The organism is Vagococcus salmoninarum (assembly GCF_003987495.1).
In the GTDB taxonomy this organism is placed as follows: domain Bacteria; phylum Bacillota; class Bacilli; order Lactobacillales; family Vagococcaceae; genus Vagococcus_D; species Vagococcus_D salmoninarum.
In genome coordinates, this window is the sequence record NZ_NGJU01000032.1 from 1 (window position 1) to 20060 (window position 20060).

The 20060-nt window shown below is 39.1% G+C and carries 21 protein-coding genes; 14 read left to right on the plus strand and 7 right to left on the minus strand.

Annotated features, from left to right (window positions below; translation table 11 throughout):
* Positions 1-189: 189 nt before the first annotated feature.
* The 6 genes from CBF35_RS14295 to CBF35_RS14320 all read right to left on the minus strand — a co-directional run bounded on the left by CBF35_RS14295 (position 190) and on the right by CBF35_RS14320 (position 8054).
* Complete coding sequence (locus CBF35_RS14295; RefSeq protein ID WP_126782423.1) at positions 190-822, minus strand: ABC transporter ATP-binding protein; 633 nt, start codon at positions 820-822, stop codon at positions 190-192.
* 3 nt (positions 823-825) lie between these two features.
* Positions 826-2952: a hypothetical protein gene (locus CBF35_RS14300; protein ID WP_126782425.1), complete on the minus strand. Its 2127-nt coding sequence runs from the start codon at positions 2950-2952 to the stop codon at positions 826-828.
* 268 nt (positions 2953-3220) lie between these two features.
* The gene (locus CBF35_RS14305; protein ID WP_126782428.1) at positions 3221-4336 is read right to left on the minus strand and encodes an NAD(P)/FAD-dependent oxidoreductase; all 1116 of its coding nucleotides are present in this window, start codon (positions 4334-4336) and stop codon (positions 3221-3223) included.
* A 124-nt stretch (positions 4337-4460) separates the two neighbouring features.
* Positions 4461-6368, minus strand: coding sequence for a PTS fructose transporter subunit IIABC (locus CBF35_RS14310; protein ID WP_126782430.1), 1908 nt, complete (start codon positions 6366-6368; stop codon positions 4461-4463).
* A gap of 18 nt (positions 6369-6386) precedes the next feature.
* Positions 6387-7304 (minus strand): 1-phosphofructokinase, encoded by a 918-nt coding sequence (gene pfkB, locus CBF35_RS14315; protein WP_126782432.1) that lies wholly within the window; start codon positions 7302-7304, stop codon positions 6387-6389.
* Positions 7305-8054, minus strand: a complete 750-nt coding sequence (locus CBF35_RS14320; RefSeq protein ID WP_126782434.1) for a DeoR/GlpR family DNA-binding transcription regulator — start codon at positions 8052-8054, stop codon at positions 7305-7307. It lies immediately after the preceding gene.
* A 268-nt stretch (positions 8055-8322) separates the two neighbouring features.
* Here CBF35_RS14320 and fabT point away from each other — a divergent pair, with 268 nt between their 5' ends.
* The 14 genes from fabT (at position 8323) to CBF35_RS14390 (ending at position 19829) form a co-directional block, all read left to right on the plus strand.
* A complete protein-coding gene (fabT, locus tag CBF35_RS14325) occupies positions 8323-8763 on the plus strand; it encodes a fatty acid biosynthesis transcriptional regulator FabT (protein WP_126782436.1) in 441 nt (146 codons plus the stop codon).
* Positions 8764-8793: 30 nt separating this feature from the next.
* Positions 8794-9771: a beta-ketoacyl-ACP synthase III gene (locus CBF35_RS14330; protein ID WP_244922613.1), complete on the plus strand. Its 978-nt coding sequence runs from the start codon at positions 8794-8796 to the stop codon at positions 9769-9771.
* 75 nt (positions 9772-9846) lie between these two features.
* Entirely contained in the window at positions 9847-10080 is a 234-nt protein-coding gene (locus CBF35_RS14335) for an acyl carrier protein (protein WP_126782440.1), read from the plus strand.
* Between the two features lie 124 nt (positions 10081-10204).
* Positions 10205-11170: an enoyl-[acyl-carrier-protein] reductase FabK gene (fabK, locus tag CBF35_RS14340; protein WP_126782442.1), complete on the plus strand. Its 966-nt coding sequence runs from the start codon at positions 10205-10207 to the stop codon at positions 11168-11170.
* Between the two features lie 31 nt (positions 11171-11201).
* Positions 11202-12134, plus strand: a complete 933-nt coding sequence (gene fabD, locus CBF35_RS14345; protein WP_126782463.1) for an ACP S-malonyltransferase — start codon at positions 11202-11204, stop codon at positions 12132-12134.
* A 14-nt stretch (positions 12135-12148) separates the two neighbouring features.
* Positions 12149-12883, plus strand: a complete 735-nt coding sequence (gene fabG, locus CBF35_RS14350) for a 3-oxoacyl-[acyl-carrier-protein] reductase (protein WP_126782445.1) — start codon at positions 12149-12151, stop codon at positions 12881-12883.
* A 42-nt stretch (positions 12884-12925) separates the two neighbouring features.
* Positions 12926-14161, plus strand: a complete 1236-nt coding sequence (fabF, locus tag CBF35_RS14355) for a beta-ketoacyl-ACP synthase II (protein WP_126782447.1) — start codon at positions 12926-12928, stop codon at positions 14159-14161.
* Positions 14162-14166: 5 nt separating this feature from the next.
* The gene (gene accB / locus CBF35_RS14360; RefSeq protein ID WP_126782449.1) at positions 14167-14640 is read left to right on the plus strand and encodes an acetyl-CoA carboxylase biotin carboxyl carrier protein; all 474 of its coding nucleotides are present in this window, start codon (positions 14167-14169) and stop codon (positions 14638-14640) included.
* A 12-nt stretch (positions 14641-14652) separates the two neighbouring features.
* Positions 14653-15081 carry a 3-hydroxyacyl-ACP dehydratase FabZ gene (gene fabZ, locus CBF35_RS14365; protein WP_126782451.1) on the plus strand — a complete coding sequence of 143 codons (429 nt, stop codon included), beginning with the start codon at positions 14653-14655 and terminating at the stop codon, positions 15079-15081.
* 4 nt (positions 15082-15085) lie between these two features.
* A complete protein-coding gene (locus CBF35_RS14370; protein ID WP_126782453.1) occupies positions 15086-16456 on the plus strand; it encodes an acetyl-CoA carboxylase biotin carboxylase subunit in 1371 nt (456 codons plus the stop codon).
* Between the two features lie 34 nt (positions 16457-16490).
* Positions 16491-17360 carry an acetyl-CoA carboxylase, carboxyltransferase subunit beta gene (gene accD, locus CBF35_RS14375; protein ID WP_126782455.1) on the plus strand — a complete coding sequence of 290 codons (870 nt, stop codon included), beginning with the start codon at positions 16491-16493 and terminating at the stop codon, positions 17358-17360.
* A 1-nt stretch (position 17361) separates the two neighbouring features.
* Positions 17362-18171 (plus strand): acetyl-CoA carboxylase carboxyl transferase subunit alpha, encoded by an 810-nt coding sequence (locus CBF35_RS14380; RefSeq protein WP_126782457.1) that lies wholly within the window; start codon positions 17362-17364, stop codon positions 18169-18171.
* A 111-nt stretch (positions 18172-18282) separates the two neighbouring features.
* Positions 18283-19281, plus strand: a complete 999-nt coding sequence (locus tag CBF35_RS14385; protein ID WP_126782459.1) for an MsnO8 family LLM class oxidoreductase — start codon at positions 18283-18285, stop codon at positions 19279-19281.
* 29 nt (positions 19282-19310) lie between these two features.
* Positions 19311-19829, plus strand: coding sequence for a YehS family protein (locus CBF35_RS14390; RefSeq protein WP_126782461.1), 519 nt, complete (start codon positions 19311-19313; stop codon positions 19827-19829).
* A gap of 58 nt (positions 19830-19887) precedes the next feature.
* On the opposite strand, the gene CBF35_RS15150 is transcribed toward CBF35_RS14390, so the two are convergent.
* Positions 19888-20060 (minus strand): IS3 family transposase (locus CBF35_RS15150; RefSeq protein ID WP_148112177.1); only part of this gene is annotated, 173 nt, incomplete at its 5' end.

Genomic DNA, 20060 nt, shown 5'->3' on the forward strand with positions numbered 1-20060 from the left:
TATGAATCTTCCTCCCTGAATTGGTCTTAGCAACTTTATTCTAACTGGAAAGTTCATATGTTTCTATTTTTTTGTGTAAAAATAGGCGTGAATGAATTTCTTCATCCACACCAAAAATTATACAGCCCTTATTTTCGAGTCATGAGTGAAGCTGGTTTTTGATATTGACGGCTTGAATATTAGTAACTACTACGCTAAGGTAATAATTTTTGAGCAAATCTTGGCGACTTCAAGGCCATGGGTCACGATGACAACCGTCTTGCCTTGAGCGTTGATTTCCCTTAACAAAGTTAAAATAGCATCACGATTTAGGACATCTAAAGAGCCAGTCGGTTCATCGGCTAATAGGAGTTTACTAGGCTTGATTAGGGCTCGAGCAATGGCGACTCGTTGTTGTTCGCCGCCAGAGAGTTCAAAGATTTTGCGGGACTCTGATTGGGCTAAATCAACATTTTCTAAAGCGTGTGCGATGGTTTTTCTTTTTTCTTTTTTAGTAAGAGGAGAATACTTTAAAGCCAGAAGTAAATTTTGCAACACAGTTTCAGAATCAATTAAGGCAAAATTTTGAAATAAGTAGCTAATGTTATCCCGGATTAACCTTTGGGATTTCCTAGTATTAACGTTGACATTTTTATGACCTAAAAAAGTATAATCGCCACTATCAAAATTGTCAATCAAGCCTAAAATATTTAAGACTGTTGATTTACCGGAACCACTAGGACCAACTAAAGCAACCATTTCCCCTTGTTTTATTGTCAAATTGAAATTTTCTAGAATGATTTTTTGATTGATTTTTTTGTGTAAATGAGTAAGTGTTAGCATCAGTTATTCTCCCTTCAGTAAACGAGCTAAATTTTGCTTTTCTAAAGACAATGTCCCAGTTATTGTGATGACTAGATCAATTAAGAGCATTAACAAGCCGTAGGGCAAGGCAATGAAGGAATCAGCCAGGAATAAAAGGGTCAGTAGTTGAATGACGTAAAGACTAGCGAAAATAATTATCTCAAGGGCATAACGATCAAAAAGGTTAAACCCTAATAAACGATAGACCGCTACTTTTTGTTTTTTACTTTGAATCAGACAGCCCAATAAGAAAAGTGAGGCACAAATTGTCAACAGAAAAACAGCCACTAAAACAAGTGAAAAAATCGTGATACTCATTTTTAAAGAAGAGACTTGATCACCGAGAATACTATTGATTGTTGAAAATTTTAAATTTAAATCAGTTAGCTGTTCTTCCACAATAATCTGTTGCAGGGCCTCACGATTGGCAGCAGTATTTTTAATTTTAAGTGGGTTACTCAAACCAGTATTTGTTAGGAGCATAGTTTCAAATGAATCGGTGCTAGTGTTATCAAAGACCATCAAAATTGGTTTGTCGAAGGTGAGAAGACTATCGCTGTTGTAAGTGAAGACTGAAAAATCAGCATAATCATCGTAGTAACTGAAGTTGATTGGTAGTTCTGTAAGTAACGTTTGCTGTTGCTCCTGGGGGCTTAAATTTTCAAAAAGCAGTTGCTGACAAAAGTATCGCAACGTTTCTTCACGGATTTTATAAGATTTCGGAATTAAGAACTGTCGACCAGTCTTTTGCTTTAACTGATCAGCAAGGGCAAGACTTTCAAGAAAATTATAATTTATCTGCATTACTTGGAACGTTTCCGTTGGTTCGTATGATAACTTCGAATCAGCATCATTTAAGTAATTTTCTGCTAAGTAGACATCGCTATTAACGTAAAAACCATTGAGTTGCTGCTCTAACTCAGGTAAAAGACGGGCTATTTTTTTCTCCAAGTGGCCATTGTTTAGTAAAAAACCTTGGTAATCATCTCCTGATAACTGGTAATTTTCCAGTGTTAAATAATCCCCCTGTGCTTGCCAGCTTTGGTTGACGTAGTATTGTTTCATTAAGGCGTCAAAAGTGTTAGAGATTTGCATCATCAAAAGGGTTAATAAAATTGTGATGGCACCTTTCAGTAAGAAACATAGCCAGATCCCAAATTTAAAATCGAAAAAATTAGCTAGCATGTTACTAATAGTGACTTTTCGAATAATCAAATAAGTCAAAAAATTCAAGCTAAAAAAAAGTATTAATAAGCTGCTTTGAGCGAAAATTAAACTAATTAAGAAATATTTAGGGATTACTTTAAAATAAAACAAACAACTTATGTTAATTAAACTAGCAGTGCCGATGATGATGGCTATGTTCGTTTTAAGAAACTGACTTAAAATTAGAGAATCACTTAAACCATTTAATTTCATCACGCCAATGGCTTTGATTTCCGTTAAAGGGGTGTAAATAGTTACTAAGGTTAAGATTAATAAGAAGATCATTAAGAGACCGCTAAAGATCATTAAATCTTTGTTAACAAAGCCAACGGCAGTGTGGGTAGCTTCGGTTAATAGTTCTTTTTCAGACACCTCAAAAAAAGTCGTTAAGTGATTAAGGACTTGTTTTTTATTGAAGGCCTTCGTTGAAACGATGCTGTAAGTCCCGTTCAAAGATTTACTAGAATCTTGATAATAATTGGTGAGAGTTTGAAGGAGAATTTTATTCCGCTGATCAAAGGTTGGAATGTTGCCTTTTGGTTTCGAGCTATTTAAGGAATAACTAGCATACAAATGATTCTGATTAGTAAATAGATCACTAGGTTGGAGGTTGAAATTATCAAAAGGAAAGGCTTGTTGGTTGAAAATCACTGACTTAATGACAACGTTGTCTTCCCGGTCGGTTCGAAAGATTGCCACTTCCTCTTGCTTTGCTAGTTCAGTTAAGAAAGTCAATTCTTCCGTAAGGGTTTTATTAGAATTTTTAATATAAAAATTAAATGAACTAGGAGTCATTTCAAGGGAATTGATCTTGATTTTATCTTTTGTTTGGTAAATATTGATAACGAGTAAACTAGTAAATAAAAGGACGATAAAAAGACAAAGGGATGTTAGTTTTTTCATATACATCCTCATTTCAAAAAAATTTTTATAAAAGAGTCTAAATTATTAAACCATATATTTACTTAAAAAACTTATCATCTTTGAAGCTTTTTTTTCAAAAATAGGATAAAAAACTGGGAGGGATTTATGATATAATGGTCGTTATTTAATTAAGGCGGAGGAATGAGAGTGGGGAAGAAGCTCAACTAGTACTAATTAATTCACAAAAAAACACCTTCATTACTAAGACTTCCAAGGAAGCTACGGTAACGAGGGTGTTTTGCGAATGTTAATTAATTTTTTGAATATAAGTATTTGGTGAATAGTTACTAGCTATTAACTCCGTGTCTTCATTATGGAGCCAACTTGCTAAGGTTTTGCCGATAATCGGCCCGGTAGTTAAGCCAGAAGAGCCTAAGCCACTAGCAACGAATAAACTAGGCAAGCCTTGGACTTCACCGAAGAAAGGTAAAAAATCAGACGTGTAGGCCCGGGTACCAACACGAGTTTCAACTTGTGTGGCTTTTAATAAATTAGGTGCTAAAGAGCTAAGACTTTCAAGCATTTCAGCTACAACTTTTTGATCCACAGTTAAATCATAATCAAGGTCATTTTCGTGAGTCGCACCGACAAGAATTTTACCTTGGCTAAAAGGAATAATATCACTTTCACCTTGAGGCATAATAACTGGCCAGTCTTTCGTCTCTATCGGTAGTTGTAATTCGATGAGTTGGCCTTTTTGCCCCCGAACATCTACCTCAAAACCTAAAGGCTTCAATAAGTTAGGTAACCATGCCCCAACAGCTAAGACAACTTTATCAAATGTTTCCGAAGAACCATTCCAGCTAACTTCCCATTGGTCCCCCTTCATCTTAATACTTGTGACTTTTTCAGGGCAATAAGTCCCACCAACATCTTTAAAGTTAGTTAGTAAGGTTTCAATCAGCTGACGGCCATCAACCCGTGCGCCACCACTCACAAATAAACCAGCTAGTTCCGGTTGTAAAATCGGAATTTTAGCTTGGATTTCTGCTGGTGTTAAAATGGCAATCTCACCAATTTCCGGAGCGGTTAACTTTCTCTCTGTCGCAATGGTAAAAAGTTTATCTAATAATTTTTCACTGTTTTTAAACAAAATCGTGCCAACTTGTTGATAGACATCAGACTCTTGAGGAACATTTAAAGACTCAATCATTTCTGGATAAAATTTTGCACCTAAGCGAGCCAGTTGGTACCAGTTTTGATTTCGACGTTGGGACAACCAAGGAGAAATAATACCGGCAGCGGCACTGGTTGCTTGACCTGTTTTCTCATCAAAAATAGTTACATCATCTTTTTGATCATTTTGTAAGTAATAGGCTGTTGTTGCACCAACAATCCCACCACCAATTACAGCAACTTTCATACTATAACTCCTCTCTAGAAATATCTATAAGTTATTATACCTTAATTTGTTATTTATTACGAAAAGCAGAACTAGAAAGACTTAACTTTCTAGTTCTGCCAGTAAAATATTTAATCTAAGTTAGTTACTCACTAACGGTTTTTCGCATAGCTCCAATAATAAAGGCACTAATGAATGACCCTAGAATAATAAAAGCTAAGTAAAGAATTGGCTTATTGACTAAGAGAATCACAAAGATTCCGCCATGTGGGGCCATTAATTTAATTCCAAGACTACTGACTAAGCCACCAGCTACAGCAGAACCAACGATAAAGCCTGGTAACATTCTTAAAGGATCAGCAGCTGCAAAAGGAATCGCACCTTCAGTAATAAATGAGGCACCCATGACTAAGTTGGTTAGGCCAGCTTCTTGGTCTTTTTTCGTGTATTTATTTTTGAAAATCAAACTTGAAATAAAGATTGCTAATGGTGGTACCATTCCACCAGCCATGACCGCCGCCATGACAGTACTACCGCCAGTAGCAACAGTGGCAGCTAAAGTCCCTGTGCCGAAAACGTAAGCGGCTTTGTTAATTGGACCACCTAAGTCAACCGCCATCATGCCACCTAAAAGGGCACCTAGGAGCGCAGCATTAACTCCTGATAAGTTATTCAAAAAGTTGTTTAACCCAGTGTTAATAGCTTCCATGGGAATATTGACAATTAACATTAAGATCCCCGTAATTAAAACACCTAAGAAAGGGTAGAATAAAATAGTCCGAATTCCTGCTAATGATTTTGGTAAGTTTTTAAAGACTTGTTTTAAAGCAAGTAAGACATACCCGGCTAAGAAACCACCAATTAAGGCACCTAAGAAACCAGCGCCACCAGCGGCAGCTAATGAACCAGCAACAAAACCAGCTACTAAACCAGGTCGATCAGCGATACTTGAAGCAATAAAACCAGCTAAGACTGGTAGCATAAAGTCAAAGGCGGCACCACCAATTGATTTTAAGTAGGCAGGAAGTTGGTTGTAACTTCCTAAGTTAGCTAATTCAGATTGAGGAACCCCCATAGCTTGATCCAGTAAGAAGGCTAAAGCAATCACAATCCCGCCACCAATCACGAAAGGTAGCATGTTACTTACGCCATTCATTAAATGCTTGTAGATTTGCGAACCGATTGAACCAGTACTAGTTTCATTTTGATCCGTTGTAACAGTTTTATCACTATGATAAATAGAAGCTTGACCTTGACTAGCTAAAGTAATCAGTTCTTCTGTTTTCCGAATACCGTCACTGACTGGACGATTTAATAAAGGCTTACCATCAAAACGAGCCATTTCGACATATTTATCAGCCGCGATAATAACACCGTCAGCTTTGGCGATTTCTGATGCTGTTAAGGGGTTTTGAACGCCATCGGAACCATTTGTTTCTACTCGGATTGTCACACCCATTTCGGCAGCTTTGGCTTTCAGTGCATCTTCCGCCATGTAAGTATGAGCAATCCCCGTTGGACATGCTGTGACTGCAACAACAAACTTTTGGTTACTTGTTGTCGTTGCTGGATTTGGAACTTCTTCCTCTTTTAAGCGGTCATTTTCAGCCTCATTAAACAATGTCAGAACTTGGTCCGCTGTTTCAGCAGCTTTTAATTTTTCAATAAAATCAGCATGAACGAGCAAACGTGATAAACCAGCTAAAGCTTGTAAATGAGTATCATTGGCCCCTTCAGGAGCAGCAATCATAAAGAAAAGGTGAGTGGGCTGACCATCGAGGGCTTCATAGTCTAGTCCCCCTTGGCTTTTAGCAAATAGGACAGTTGCTTCTTTGACAGCTTTATTTTTAGCGTGAGGCATGGCAATCCCATCACCAAGCCCAGTTGACGTCTGAGCTTCACGAGCAAGTATCCCAGCAGTAAATTCAGCTTTATCAGTAATGCGACCAGCTTTAGCAAGTTGTTCAGCCATTTCCTCAATAGCTTCAGCCTTTGTCTGGCTTTGTAAATCTAAAATCATAATATCTTTTAATAATAAGTCAGTAATTTTCATAGTAAACGTCCTTTCTAATTAGACCATGTGATTGATAATGACATTTTTTTCCATGCCGTGAATTTTATCAGCTGTAGCTAAATCCCTTGAAAAGGCTGTGCTACTCCCAGCGGCAACGCCGTAACTAAAGGCTTTTAATAAATTTACAGCAGAGCCGGTAAGTTGGCTTGTAAAGCCGGCAATCATTGAGTCACCAGCCCCAACTGAATTAATTAAAGTGCCTTCTAGGGGCGGTGCTTGATAAACGCCTGCCTTAGTGAAGAGCAGGGCACCATCTTTCCCCATCGAAACTAGGGCATTTTGTGCCCCCAAGTCTAATAATTTTTGACCGTAAGGCATGATTTCTGAGAGGCTATTTAAAGTGACGTTAAAAAGTTCCCCTAATTCATGATGATTCGGTTTAATTAAGAGAGGCTGATAAGGCAAAGCAGCTAGTAGACTTTGACCTGTCGTATCTATGACGAATTGAGCGCCGTTTTTTTGAACAATCTCAATTAGTTCAGTGTAAAAATCAGCCGCTAAACTTGGAGGTTGGCTGCCGGAAAAAATCACAATGTCACCAGTTGTGGCAGCAGCTAATTTGGCTTTTAAATCCAACTGTTCAGCTAATGAAATCTCAGGGCCTTGGCCGTTAATTTCAGTTTCAGTTTGAGCTTTTAATTTAATATTAATCCTTGTGTCAGCAGCAATTTTAGTGAAATTTTGGTTAATTCCTTCATTAGATAGAGACTTTTCAATAAAATCGCCAGTAAAACCACCGATAAAGCCTAAGGCTGTATTTTCAGTTTCTAGTCGCGTTAAAATACGAGAAACATTAATTCCCTTGCCACCAGGAAATTTGAATTCTTCTTTTATTTTATTTAATTCACCAAGAGCTAAGTCTTCCACCGTGACAGTGTAATCGATGGAAGGATTTAAGGTAATTGTATAAATCATTTAGTTAACCTCCTTAATATTTGAGAGCTGGGCCATCAAAGGGGCCACGTTTTCAGCTAAACGATCAGTTATAATAATTCCGGTGTCAATGTCTGCAACTTTAGCAAAAGAGACTTTGTTAAACTTCGAACTGTCTGCCATAAAGAAGATTTGTTCAGACTGGTTAATGGCACTCGTTTTCATCGTTGCTTCTTCACTATCAGGTGTCGTTAAACCATAGTCGGAATGAACACCGTTAATGCCCATAAAACTTTTATCAAAGCGGAAGAGCGTGATTTGTTTAACACTAAAAGCACTGACGACGGCTTTAGTGTTCAATTTAATGTTGCCACCAATAATCATCGTTGAAATGTTTAAGTCAGATAAAGCAGCAGCATGATACACCGAGTTAGTGACGACAGTAATGTCTTTATTTGCTAAAAAGGGAATCATTTCGTAAGTAGAAGTCCCTGCATCAAGATAGATAACGTCTCCGTCATTAATTAGTTGGCAAGCATATTTGGCAATTAGCTGCTTGTTTTGAACGTTTTGTGATGATTTTTCAAGCATAGTTGGTTCATGATCGAGTTTGACGATTTTTTTAGCCCCACCGTGGACTCGTTTCAGTAAACCAGCGGCTTCTAGTTCTTGTAAATCCCTACGGATAGTTGACTCTGAAGCGTTTAAATCCTTCATTAAAGCTTGTGATTTTATAATTTCTTCTTGGTCTATTAGGTCGATAATTCGTTTTTTTCGTTCTTCTGTAAGCATTATCATCCCTCCTTAAAACATATAATAGCACCGAAATCATTTTAATACAATATTAAACGGTCATTAACGGTCAAAAAAGCGAAAATTAATCTTATTCTAATTTAAGTGAATATTCTTTTGAAACTAATATATATAGTAGGAAAAGATAATTAATAGGCAAATATGAAAAAAAAAGATAAAAACATTTGCTTTTTCGAGCAATAGGTAATATACTTTGAACATCAAATGATTTGATAATCAAACTAATATTTTGAATGAGGCGATATCCATGGATTCCAACTTAGAAGTAGTCAACGCATATTTAGTAACCGTCTTTAATGACATCTTAACAATTGAAGAGTCTGAACTGAAAAAAAGTCAATTCGATGATTTATCAATTAAAGAGATGCATACGATTGAAGCAATCGGCTTGCACCAAGAAAAAACATCAAGTGAAGTCGCTAAAGCCTTATCAGTAACTGTGGGCACATTAACTGTAGCCATTAATAATTTAGAAAAAAAAGGCTATGTGGAACGTGTTCGTGGAACAACTGATCGCCGAATTGTCCGCTTAAAGTTGACTAATCGAGGCCGTTTATTTTACCGGGTGCATCATCTCTTTCATAAGAAAATGGTTGAAGCGGCTTTAGGTGATATGAATGAAGACGAGAAAAAAGCGATTATTAAAGGCCTACGTAACTTACATGGCTTCTTGAAAAATCAATATTAAAAATGGTTTCAAAAGGTGAGGGATTCGATGATTAATCATGCTCGTATTACTGGTACTGCTAAATATGTCCCAGAGCAGAAGATTACTAACAAGGAATTAAGTGACATTATGGATACTAATGACGAGTGGATTTACTCTCGGACAGGTATTCGCCAAAGACATATTGTAACTGATGAAGACACATCTGATTTATGTAGTCAGGTAGCACAACAATTGATCACAAACAGCAATTATTCCCCGTTAGATATTGATTTTATTATTGTTGCTACAATGACCCCGGATTACGTCACTCCTTCTGTCGCTTGCTTAGTTCAAGCTCAGATTGGCGCAACGAACGCTTTTGCTATGGATGTTAGCGCGGCTTGCTCAGGATTTATTTACGCCTTAGCAACAGCCGAAAAATTCATAAAAAGTGGTGTCTACCAAAAAGGAATCGTGATTGGTGGCGAAACGATGTCGAAAATTATCGATTGGTCAGATCGCAGCACAGCCGTTTTGTTCGGTGATGGGGCTGCTGGGGTGATGTTAGAAGCGTCGAGTACCCAACAGTTTCTAGGGGAGTCTTTAAAAGCTGATGGGCTTAGGAGCATGTCTTTGACTGCTGGTCAACTTGCCAATCAGGGGGCTTTCGCCAATGATACAAAAACCGTTCAAAAATATTTAACAATGGACGGAAGAGATATCTTTGACTTTGCTTTACGAAATGTGTCAAAGAATATTGTTGATATTGTGGTTAACAATGGCTTAACCCTTGAGAAAGTCGATTTCGTCTTAGCTCATCAAGCCAATACGCGAATTTTAGATGGCATCGCTAAAAAGACCAAAATTCCGCGGGAGAAGTTTTTAATGAATATTGCTAATTATGGCAATACTTCAGCCGCTTCAGTGGCACTATTACTTCACGATACAGTGGAATCTGGTCAATTAATCTTAGGTAGTACCCAACATATTGTATTAACCGGCTTTGGTGGTGGCTTAACCTGGGGAAGTATCCTCTTGTCACTTTAAATCAAAGTTGTTGATAATAAACCTAGCTGTAAAAAGCTAAAAAACTAAAAAAGAAACTTATTGGAGGAATATAAAATGGCAGCATTCGAGAAAATTCAAGAAATCATCGTGGATCAATTAGGTAAAGAAGAAGAGGAAGTAACGTTAACAACAAACTTCCGTGAAGAGTTAGAAGCAGATAGTTTAGACTTATTCCAAATCATTAACGATATCGAAGATGAATTCGACGTGAAAATTGAAACTGATGAAGGTCTTAACACAGTAAAAGACTTAGTTGATTTCGTAGAAAAACAATTAGCTGAAAAATAAGCAGCTACTCAGTTTATTTTAGAGACTAGTCATGAATAAAAAAGAAAAAGTAGCTTGGAAGCTTATGCTTTGATAAGCTACTTTTTTATTAAAGGAAAACTAGCTCTTTTTAGGAGAAAATATAATGAACCAATCTAAAATATGTGACATGTTAGGTATTAAATACCCAATCATTCAAGGGGCAATGGCCTGGGTAGCTGAAGCTCAGCTTGCTAGTGCAGTGTCTAATGCCGGCGGTCTAGGAATTATTGCCTCTGGTCATGCACCAAAAGACGTAGTAAAAGCCCAAATTGACAAAGCGAAAGAACTGACTGACAAACCTTTTGGGGTTAATATCATGTTAATGTCTCCCTTTGTCGAAGACATCGTTGACTTAGTCTGTGATGAGCGTGTGAAAGTTATTACAACTGGCGCTGGCTCACCAGGTAAATATATGAAACGTTTTAAAGAAGCAGGGATTACAGTAATTCCAGTCGTCGCTTCAGTGGCTTTAGCTCGCCGGATGGAAAGTGATGGGGCAGATGCGATTGTCGTTGAAGGGATGGAAGGCGGCGGCCACATTGGCAAGTCAACAACGATGGCTTTAGTTCCTCAAGTCGTTGATGCAGTGTCGATTCCAGTCATTGCTGCCGGTGGAATTGGAGATGGGCGTGGGATGGCGGCTGCTTTAATGTTAGGTGTTGAAGCAGTTCAATTAGGAACTCGCTTCTTAGTTTCTCAAGAATCAACCATTCATGACAATTTCAAAGGCGCGGTCTTAAAAGCCCGTGACATTGACACAACGATTACCGGTTTAATTACTGGTCATCCAGTTCGTGGCTTACGGAATAAATTAACTCGTGAATACGAAAAAATTGAACGGATCGAAGGGGGCAAAGAAAGCCCTGATTGGCAAAAACTGGAAGATTTAGGCAAAGGGGCGTTGAAACGAGCCGTTGTTGATGGCGACATTAAGAACAGTTCGATGATGTCGGGACAAATTGCTGGCTTAGTGAACAAGAGCGGTCAAACGTGTCAAGAAATTGTCGAAGAGCTTTATAGCGAATGTGTCGCTGTGATTGCTAAAAATCACCAACGTTGGGCTAATTAACGTCTGAAAAAAGAAATGAGGAATGACTAAAGTGAAAATTGCTTTTGTTTATAGCGGTCAAGGAGCCCAATATTTAGGTATGGGACAAGAGTTCTACGAGACTTTTCCGACTTACCGCTCAATCATTGATCAAGGATCAGCAATCTTAGGCTATGATTTACAAGATCTTATGGTGAATCAAGAAGCTAAATTAAATGAAACAGTCTATACCCAACCAGCTATTTTAGCCATGAGTGTGGCTTTAACAGCGGTTTTAAAAGAAGAATTAAACTTAGAACCAACAGCAGTAGCTGGCCTTAGTTTAGGTGAATACAGTGCGTTAATTGCAAGCCAAGCCTTATCTTATGAAGAGGGGATTGCCTTAGTTGAAAAACGTGGTCGTTTTATGACCGAGGCGGTGCCAGCTGGCGTAGGGGCAATGTCAGCCGTTATGGGCTTATCTCGGGAAGTTGTGGAAGCAACTTGTGCCGAAGCTAGTAGCAAAGGTTTAGTCATTGCTGCGAACTACAATATGCCAACTCAAATTGCGATCGCTGGCGAAGTGGCTGCTGTGGCTTATGCAGAAGAACTATTAACGGCCAAAGGGGCTCGTCGAGTGATTCGTTTAAATGTTAGTGGGCCTTTTCACACGGCTTTACTAAAACCGGCAGCCGATCAATTAGCAGTCGCCCTTGGGGAAACGACTTTTTCAGAAATGCAATTGCCAGTTGTGACTAATGTAACTGGACAAGTCATCCCAAGCCAAGCTGAGATTGTACCAACCTTAGTCAAGCAAGTCATGTCGCCAGTTTATTGGCAAGACTGTGTTGAAACGTTGATCGCCGATGGTTATGATACCTTCGTCGAAGTTGGACCAGGTAAAGCTTTATCAAGTTTTATTAAAAAGATTAATAAAAACGTCACTGTTCAAAATGTTGATAACTTAAAAACACTAGAAAAAGTCAAAAAAATGATTCAAGCATAAAAGGAGGCAATCATTTGTTAAAAGATAAAACTGTTGTTGTTACTGGAAGCTCTCGTGGGATTGGTCGAGGCATTGCCTTACGATTCGCCCAAGCAGGCGCGAATATTGTCCTAAATGGTCGTAAAGCACCTGACGAAGCCTTAATTACTGAAATTGAAGCTTATGGCGTTAAGGCTCATTTTGTGGCAGCCGATGTTCAACACTTTGAAGATGCCCAGCGGTTAATTAATGAAGCAAAAGAAGTCTTTGGAAGTGTTGATGTTTTAGTCAACAATGCCGGGATTACGAATGATAAGTTATTGATGCGCATGACCACAGAGGACTTTGCCAATGTTGTTAATGTCAACTTAACAGGGACATTTAATACAATCCAAGCGGTCTCAAGTATTTTATTAAAACAAAAAAGTGGTACGATTATCAACTTATCAAGTGTGGTCGGTTTAACTGGTAATGCTGGTCAAGCTAATTATGCTGCTAGTAAAGCCGGTGTCATCGGTTTAACGAAATCAGTGGCTCGGGAGTTATCTTCACGGGGCATCACGTGTAATGCGATTGCGCCAGGTTATATTGATACGGAAATGACTGATGTTTTAAGTGACAAAGTCAAAGAAGGGGCTAAAGGCCAAATTCCTTTGAAACGTTTTGGTTCAGTAGCTGACGTTGCTGAAACGGCGCTTTTCTTAGCAGAAAACCGCTATATTACTGGTCAAGTCATTAATGTTGATGGCGGAATGGTCATGAACGGTTAAATTAGCAAACTAAAAACTCATTTGAATGAGGAGGATAAATAAATGAAACGTGTGGTAATAACTGGCCTAGGTGCCGTAACCCCAGTTGGCAATACAGCTGAAGAATTTTGGACAAACATTAGAAATGGTAACAGCGGAATCGCTCCAATTACCCATTTTGATGCAACTGAAACTGGTATTACAGTGGCAGCAGAAGTCAAAGACTTTGATCCAACCTTATATATGGAAAAGAAAGCAACAAAACGCATGGACTTATTTTCAGTTTATGGGGTCGCGGCTGCTGTTCAAGCGATGACTGATAGTCAGTTAGACATCGAAAAAATTAATCAAAATCGTTTTGGTGTTATTGTCAGTTCTGGAATTGGTGGCATGAATACCATTCAAGACCAAGTCATTAAAATGCACACGAAAGGCCCGAAACGCGTGGCACCTTTCTTTGTACCGATGGCTATCGGCAACATGGCAGCTGGTAATATTTCAATTAAAGTTGGAGCAAAAGGAATTTGTACCTCAATCGTCACAGCCTGTGCCTCAGGAACTAACGCAATTGGTGAAGCTTTCCGGTCAATCAAACACGGTTATTCAGACATTATTTTAGCCGGTGGGGCTGAAGCGACTATTTGTGAAATCGGAATTGCTGGTTTCGCAGCTTTAACTGCGTTGTCACCAGAACCGGATCCAGCCAAAGCGTCAATTCCTTTCGATAAAGATCGAAGTGGCTTTGTTATGGGTGAAGGCGGCGGCGTCTTAATGCTAGAAGAATTAGAACATGCTTTAGCTCGTGGAGCGAAAATCTATGGGGAAGTTGTCGGTTACGGCTCAAATAGTGATGCCCACCATATGACTAGCCCAAATCCGGACGGATCAGGAGCCGGCATTTGTATGCAATTAGCGATGGAAGAAGCTGGCATTACCCCAGCCGATGTTGATTACATCAACGCCCATGGGACAAGTACTCCGACGAATGATGGGGCAGAAACGACAGCGATTAAATTTGCTATGGGTGACGACGCCTACACAACGCCGATTTCAAGTACGAAGAGTATGACTGGTCACTTATTAGGGGCAGCAGGAGCAATTGAAGCAATGGCCTGTCTTGGCGCAATTAGAGATGATTTTGTGCCACCAACAGTTGGTTTAGTTAACCCAGATGAAGGCTGTGACTTAGACTACGTGCCGCAAGTTGGCCGTCCTCATAAAGTCACTTATGCTTTAAGTAATTCTTTAGGTTTTGGTGGTCATAATGCCGTTATCGCCTTAAAGAAATGGGAGGCGTAATTAGCATGGATTTCAAAGAATTAAAAGAACTTTTAGCGATGTTTGATGAAGGCACGATTCGGGAATTTAGTCTTGATAAAGACGAGTTTAATCTCTATTTAAGTAAAAATGAACAAGGACGTCCAGTAGCTGAACCACTAGCAACACCGAGTCAGCAAGTATTGACCGAGGTTCAACCTGTCACTAGTCAGCCATTGCCACAAAGGGATACTTCAGGGGTGAGCCAAGAAGCTGTTGCAGCTGAAGGAAAAACCGTGGATTCACCAATTGTTGGCGTCATTTATTTAAGTAGTAGTCCTGATGAACCAGTTTTCAAAAAAGTGGGCGATCAAGTAGCTGTCGGCGATACTTTATGTATTGTTGAAGCAATGAAAATCATGAATGAAATTACGAGTGATATTAGCGGTACAATTACAGAAATACTAATAGAAAATGAAGATGTCGTTGAATTTGGCCAAGCCTTATTCCGCATTGCCTAGGAGGAAACAAAGATGCAATTAAACGTACAAGAAATTATGGAAATTATTCCTAACCGCTTCCCAATTATGATGGTGGATAAAGTCATCGAATTAGAACCAGGAAAAAGAGTTGTCGCAATTAAGAACGTAACCTACAATGAAAACTTTTTCCCTGGACATTTCCCAGGGGAGCCAGTGATGCCAGGGGTGTTAATTTTAGAAGCCTTAGCTCAAACCGGTTCAATTCCATTGCTGAAAAGCCCAGAATTTGAAGGCAAAAAAGGTTACTTAGGTGGGATTGATAAAGTTAAATTCCGTCAAAAAGTAGTTCCTGGCGATGTTTTAAGAATGGAAATGGATATCATCAAACAAAAAGGCAATATTGGTGTCGGTAAAGCTGTCGCTTATGTTGAAGATAAAAAAGTCTGTGAGGCTTTGATGACATTTATCATCGGAGCGTAAGCCTATGTTTAATAAAGTCTTAATCGCCAATCGTGGCGAAATCGCAGTGAGAATTATTAGAGGCTGTCGCGAACTAGGGATTCGGACGGTAGCAGTCTATTCTGAAGCGGACCGTGACGCCTTACACACGGAACTAGCTGATGAAGCGATTTGTATCGGACCAGCGAAAGCCACAGATTCTTATTTAAATATGCAACAAATTTTAAGTGCAGCGATTGTCACTGGGGCGGAAGCCATTCACCCTGGTTTCGGTTTCTTAGCGGAAAATAGTTTGTTTGCAACGATGTGTGAAGAATGTCAAATTAAATTTATTGGTCCAAAACCACAAACCATTGACGAGATGGGTAATAAAGTCAACGCTCGTCGTCTAATGATTGGGGCAAAAGTCCCAGTCATTCCCGGCAGCGATGGCGAAGTCAAGACGATTGAGGAAGCGACGATCATTGCTGATCAAATTGGTTACCCAATTATGTTAAAAGCTTCTGCCGGTGGTGGTGGTAAAGGGATTCGTAAAGTCCTAACTAAGGCTGAATTAAGTTCTCAATTTAAATCAGCCCAACAAGAAGCGATAGCCGCTTTTGGTGATGGGCAGATGTATCTTGAAAAAATCATTTATCCAGCTCGGCATATTGAAGTCCAAATCTTAGGAGATTCTTTTGGTCATGTGATACATTTAGGTGAGCGTGATTGTTCGTTACAAAGAAACAATCAAAAAGTTCTGGAAGAATCACCTTCAGTCGCCTTATCAGCGGAAAAACGTCAAGCCATTGGCGAAGCAGCAGTTAAAGCAGCTCAAGCTGTTGGTTACGAAAACGCAGGAACGATTGAATTTTTACTAGACCTTTCTGGGGAATTCTTCTTTATGGAAATGAACACGCGGATTCAAGTTGAGCACCCTGTCACAGAGATGGTCACGGGAATTGATATTGTTAAACAACAACTGAAAATTGCTTTCGGTGAGAAGTTGACAATCAAACAAAGTGATGTCAAAATGACAGGCCACGCCATTGAGTGCCGGATCAACGCTGAAAACCCAGCCTTTAATTTTGCCCCTTCACCGGGGAAAATTACGAACTTATTATTACCAGGTGGTGGTATGGGCTTACGAGTGGATAGTGCCATGTACAATGGTTACACGATCCCACCTTTCTATGATTCAATGATTGCTAAAATTATTGTTCATGGTGAAAATCGTAACGAAGCCTTAGCGAAAATGCAACGTGCCTTAACTGAATTAGTCACAGATGGGGTCGTTACGAATCAAGACTTCCAATTTGATTTAATCGCCCATCCAGCAGTGATTAAAGGTGACTATGACACGAGTTTCTTACAAGAAACTTTCTTACCAGAATGGTTACCAACATTAAAAAAATAATTAACTGAGATAAAAATCTAAAAGGAGGACCGAAATGGCTTTATTTAAGAAGAAAAAATACATTCGGATTAATCCTAGTAGGGAAAAAATAGTCACACCAGAGCAAGCCAAGCCAAGCGTGCCAGATGATATGTGGCAGAAATGCCCAAGTTGTCAAAAAGCGATTTATAGTAAAAGCTTAGGTGCTAACAAAATATGTCCTAATTGTAGCTATTGCTTTAGAATTGGCTGCCGTGAACGGATTGCCTTAACAATTGATGAAGGCACTTTTACTGAATGGGACACTGACGTGACAACGAAAGATCCAATTAATTTCCCTAATTATCTTGATAAAGTGACACTTGTTCAAGAGAAAACCGGTTTACATGAAGCGGTGATGACTGGCATCGGCCAAATTTCTGGTCAAGAAGTCGTCATCGGTGTCATGGATAGCCAGTTTATTATGGGGAGTATGGGAACGGTAGTTGGTGAAAAAGTCACCAGAGCTTTTGAAAAAGCTTTGGAACTTAAGTTACCAATTATTATGTTTACTGCCTCTGGTGGGGCTCGAATGCAAGAAGGCATTATGTCCCTCATGCAGATGGCTAAAATATCAGCAGCTGTTAAGCGCCACAGTCAAGGGGGCTTGCTTTATATCACAGTCTTAACTGATCCAACAACTGGTGGCGTCACTGCTAGTTTTGCTATGGATGGTGATATTATTATTGCGGAACCAGAAGCGCAAATCGGTTTTGCTGGTCGTCGGGTCATTGAGCAAACGATTAAACAAAAATTACCTGAAGAATTTCAGAAAGCTGAATTTTTGTTAACCCACGGTTTTGTCGATCAAATTATTCCTCGTGAGCAAATGCAAGCTAAATTAAGTTTATTATTAAAAATGCATTCCCAGAAAGGCAGGGACTAAGATGACTAAAATAGCCACACCGACAAGAAGCCGGACAGCCAACGAAATTGTTGCTTTAGCCAGAAGTTCGCGGCGTTATACGTCGATTGAATATATTAGTGCTCTGTTTACTGATTTTATGGAAATGCATGGCGATCGTTTATATGGTGATGATGAAGCCATTGTCGGTGGCATTTGCTACTTAGATGACTTGCCAGTAACAGTAATTGCGATTCAAAAAGGTCGTGACTTACAAGAAAACATTCGGCGTAATTTCGGTTCCCCTCATCCAGAAGGCTACCGAAAAGCCCTTCGTTTAATGAAGCAAGCTGAAAAGTTCGGGCGACCAGTCATTACTTTTGTAAATACGCCAGGAGCTTTTTGTGGGATTGAAGCCGAAGAACGAGGTGAAGGCGAAGCCATTGCACAAAATCTCTTAGAAATGAGTGATTTAGCAGTACCAATTATTTCCGTCTTTACTGGTGAGGGCGGCAGTGGCGGTGCCATTGCTTTAGGTCTTGCTGACGAAGTCTGGATGTTAGAACATAGTATTTACTCAATTTTATCACCAGAAGGCTTTGCCTCAATCTTATGGAAAGACAGCTCTCGGGCGGCCGAAGCAGCGGAAATTATGAAGCTAACGGCTTATGATTTAAAAGAATTAGAAATCATTGAGCGAATTGTTCCAGAAACAAATAATGGCAAATTAATTGACCAAAAATTAATTAACCAAGAGTTAAAAGCGTCTTTAAAAGAGAAACTTAATGAATTATCAGCCTTACCAGTAGCTGAATTATTAGAAAAAAGATACCAACGCTTTAGAAAATATTAAAAGAGAGCAGTTTATCATGATGATAAGCTGTTTTTTTGTAAGTCAGATTACTAACAATTAATTAGTATATCCTCTATACTGGAAGTAACAAGTCTCTCTAGGAGGAATAAAATGAAATTAAGTGTCTTAGATCAATTACCAGTCACTGTTGGCAATACTGCTGTCGGTGCCATTGAAAAAACGAAAGAATTAGGCATCTTAGCCGACCAATTAGGCTATCATCGGATGTGGTTTGCTGAGCATCACGGTGGTAAAACTTACGCAAGTTCAGCCCCAGAATTATTAGTGGCTCATTTAGCCGCGTTAACGAAAAATCTCCGTTTAGGAACGGGGGGCACGATGATGATGCATTACTCACCTTTAAAATTAGCAGAAGTCTTTAAAACCTTAAGTGGGATTGCCCCTGGGCGGATTGATTTTGGCGTTGGGCGAGCGCCAGGTGGGGACCACCGGGCTAGTCATGCCTTAGCTTCCGGTCGTTATTTCAAAGAAGATTTATACGAGAAACTGACAACAACCTTGGATTTAATTCGCGATCAACAACCAACAGATAAACTTTACCAAGGGGTCTTAGCTTCCCCAGTTAAGATTGCTTTGCCAGAAGCTTGGTTGTTAGGCTCTAGTGGTAATAGCGCGATTGAAGCTGGGAAGCAAGGGGTTGGTTATTCTTTTGCTCAATTTTTTATGGGGACTATGACTAAAGATATTTTTGATTTGTACCGTAGTCAATTTACCCCCTCTTATTTTATGGAGAAACCGGAAATTAATGTGGCTTACTTAACAACAGTAGCAGAGACCACAGAAGAAGCTGAGTTTGAAGCAGGGACAGCGGACATTCATCGCTTAATGATGGCTAAAGGTCAGCCCTTGTCTTTCCAAACGCCTGAACAAGCCCAAGAGATTAAAAAAGGTTTAACTGAAATGGATTTAATGCGAATTGCTGATGATCGGAAAATCCGCCATCTTGTGGGAACACCAAAGTTTGTTGCCGAAAAACTCCAAGCAGATGGTGAATTTTACGGCTTTGATGAAGCAATGATTGTTAGTTTAACTCATAGCCAAGAAAAAAGATTAAACACCTATCGGTTATTAGGGAAAGAAATGCTATAATAGGTATTATTAACACTTGGAGGAATTAAATGAATAATAACGATAAACTTGTTAGAATCCGCTATGCCTTAGATATTAAAGATACGGACATGCGCAAAATATTTGAATTAGGTGGGGAAAAAGTCACAAAAGAAGACTTAGCAGCCCTTTTAAATCGGACAGCTAGTAAAAACCAATTAGAAGATGGGGAGTACTTAGAAAATGAGTACGAATTAACCTGTCCTAATCGTTTATTAGAAACGTTTTACAATGGCTTGATTACTTTTAAACGTGGCAAACGCCCCTTGAAACCTGGGGAAGTTGAAAAACCACTACCATTTACAATGACTCATCAAAATGGTAACAATGTGATGTTAAAAAAGCTTAAAATTGCGATGAATATGACTAGTGAAGATATGCTAAAGACTTTAGAATTAGCAGGAGTCATTATTTCAGCTAGTGAACTAAGTGCTTTATTTAGAAAAGAAGGCACGAAAAATTATCAAATGTGTGGCGATCGTTTTGCCCGTAACTATATTAAAGGCTTAGGCATTCAACACCGCCAATAATAAAGTAAAAGACGTCAATTGGGACTGAACCCTTAAAATGAGACAGTAATAAAAACACCTATGCGGTTGCTTGTTTTCGATAATCTATCGGAGATAAGTAACCGTATTTTTGTTGAATTCTCTTTTCATTATAATACTTGATGAAATTTTGTACAGTTTCGATTACACTAGTAGTAGAGCATCCAAGCTCTGACTGTATTGAGAACGTTTCAGACTTTAGAGTGGAATGAA

Bases quoted from the DNA above. Each gene is read 5' to 3' on its own strand.
- accB (WP_126782449.1), top strand. From the start codon at position 14,167: ATGGATTTCAAAGAATTAAAAGAACTTTTAGCGATGTTTGATGAAGGC.
- CBF35_RS14385 (WP_126782459.1), top strand. From the start codon at position 18,283: ATGAAATTAAGTGTCTTAGATCAATTACCAGTCACTGTTGGCAATACT.
- CBF35_RS14380 (WP_126782457.1), top strand. From the start codon at position 17,362: ATGACTAAAATAGCCACACCGACAAGAAGCCGGACAGCCAACGAAATT.
- fabF (WP_126782447.1), top strand. From the start codon at position 12,926: ATGAAACGTGTGGTAATAACTGGCCTAGGTGCCGTAACCCCAGTTGGC.
- fabZ (WP_126782451.1), top strand. From the start codon at position 14,653: ATGCAATTAAACGTACAAGAAATTATGGAAATTATTCCTAACCGCTTC.
- fabK (WP_126782442.1), top strand. From the start codon at position 10,205: ATGAACCAATCTAAAATATGTGACATGTTAGGTATTAAATACCCAATC.
- CBF35_RS14320 (WP_126782434.1), bottom strand. From the start codon at position 8,054: ATGCTTACAGAAGAACGAAAAAAACGAATTATCGACCTAATAGACCAA.
- fabT (WP_126782436.1), top strand. From the start codon at position 8,323: ATGGATTCCAACTTAGAAGTAGTCAACGCATATTTAGTAACCGTCTTT.
- CBF35_RS14305 (WP_126782428.1), bottom strand. From the start codon at position 4,336: ATGAAAGTTGCTGTAATTGGTGGTGGGATTGTTGGTGCAACAACAGCC.
- pfkB (WP_126782432.1), bottom strand. From the start codon at position 7,304: ATGATTTATACAATTACCTTAAATCCTTCCATCGATTACACTGTCACG.
- CBF35_RS14300 (WP_126782425.1), bottom strand. From the start codon at position 2,952: ATGAAAAAACTAACATCCCTTTGTCTTTTTATCGTCCTTTTATTTACT.
- CBF35_RS14295 (WP_126782423.1), bottom strand. From the start codon at position 822: ATGCTAACACTTACTCATTTACACAAAAAAATCAATCAAAAAATCATT.
- CBF35_RS14390 (WP_126782461.1), top strand. From the start codon at position 19,311: ATGAATAATAACGATAAACTTGTTAGAATCCGCTATGCCTTAGATATT.
- CBF35_RS14370 (WP_126782453.1), top strand. From the start codon at position 15,086: ATGTTTAATAAAGTCTTAATCGCCAATCGTGGCGAAATCGCAGTGAGA.
- CBF35_RS14335 (WP_126782440.1), top strand. From the start codon at position 9,847: ATGGCAGCATTCGAGAAAATTCAAGAAATCATCGTGGATCAATTAGGT.
- CBF35_RS14310 (WP_126782430.1), bottom strand. From the start codon at position 6,368: ATGAAAATTACTGACTTATTATTAAAAGATATTATGATTTTAGATTTA.
- accD (WP_126782455.1), top strand. From the start codon at position 16,491: ATGGCTTTATTTAAGAAGAAAAAATACATTCGGATTAATCCTAGTAGG.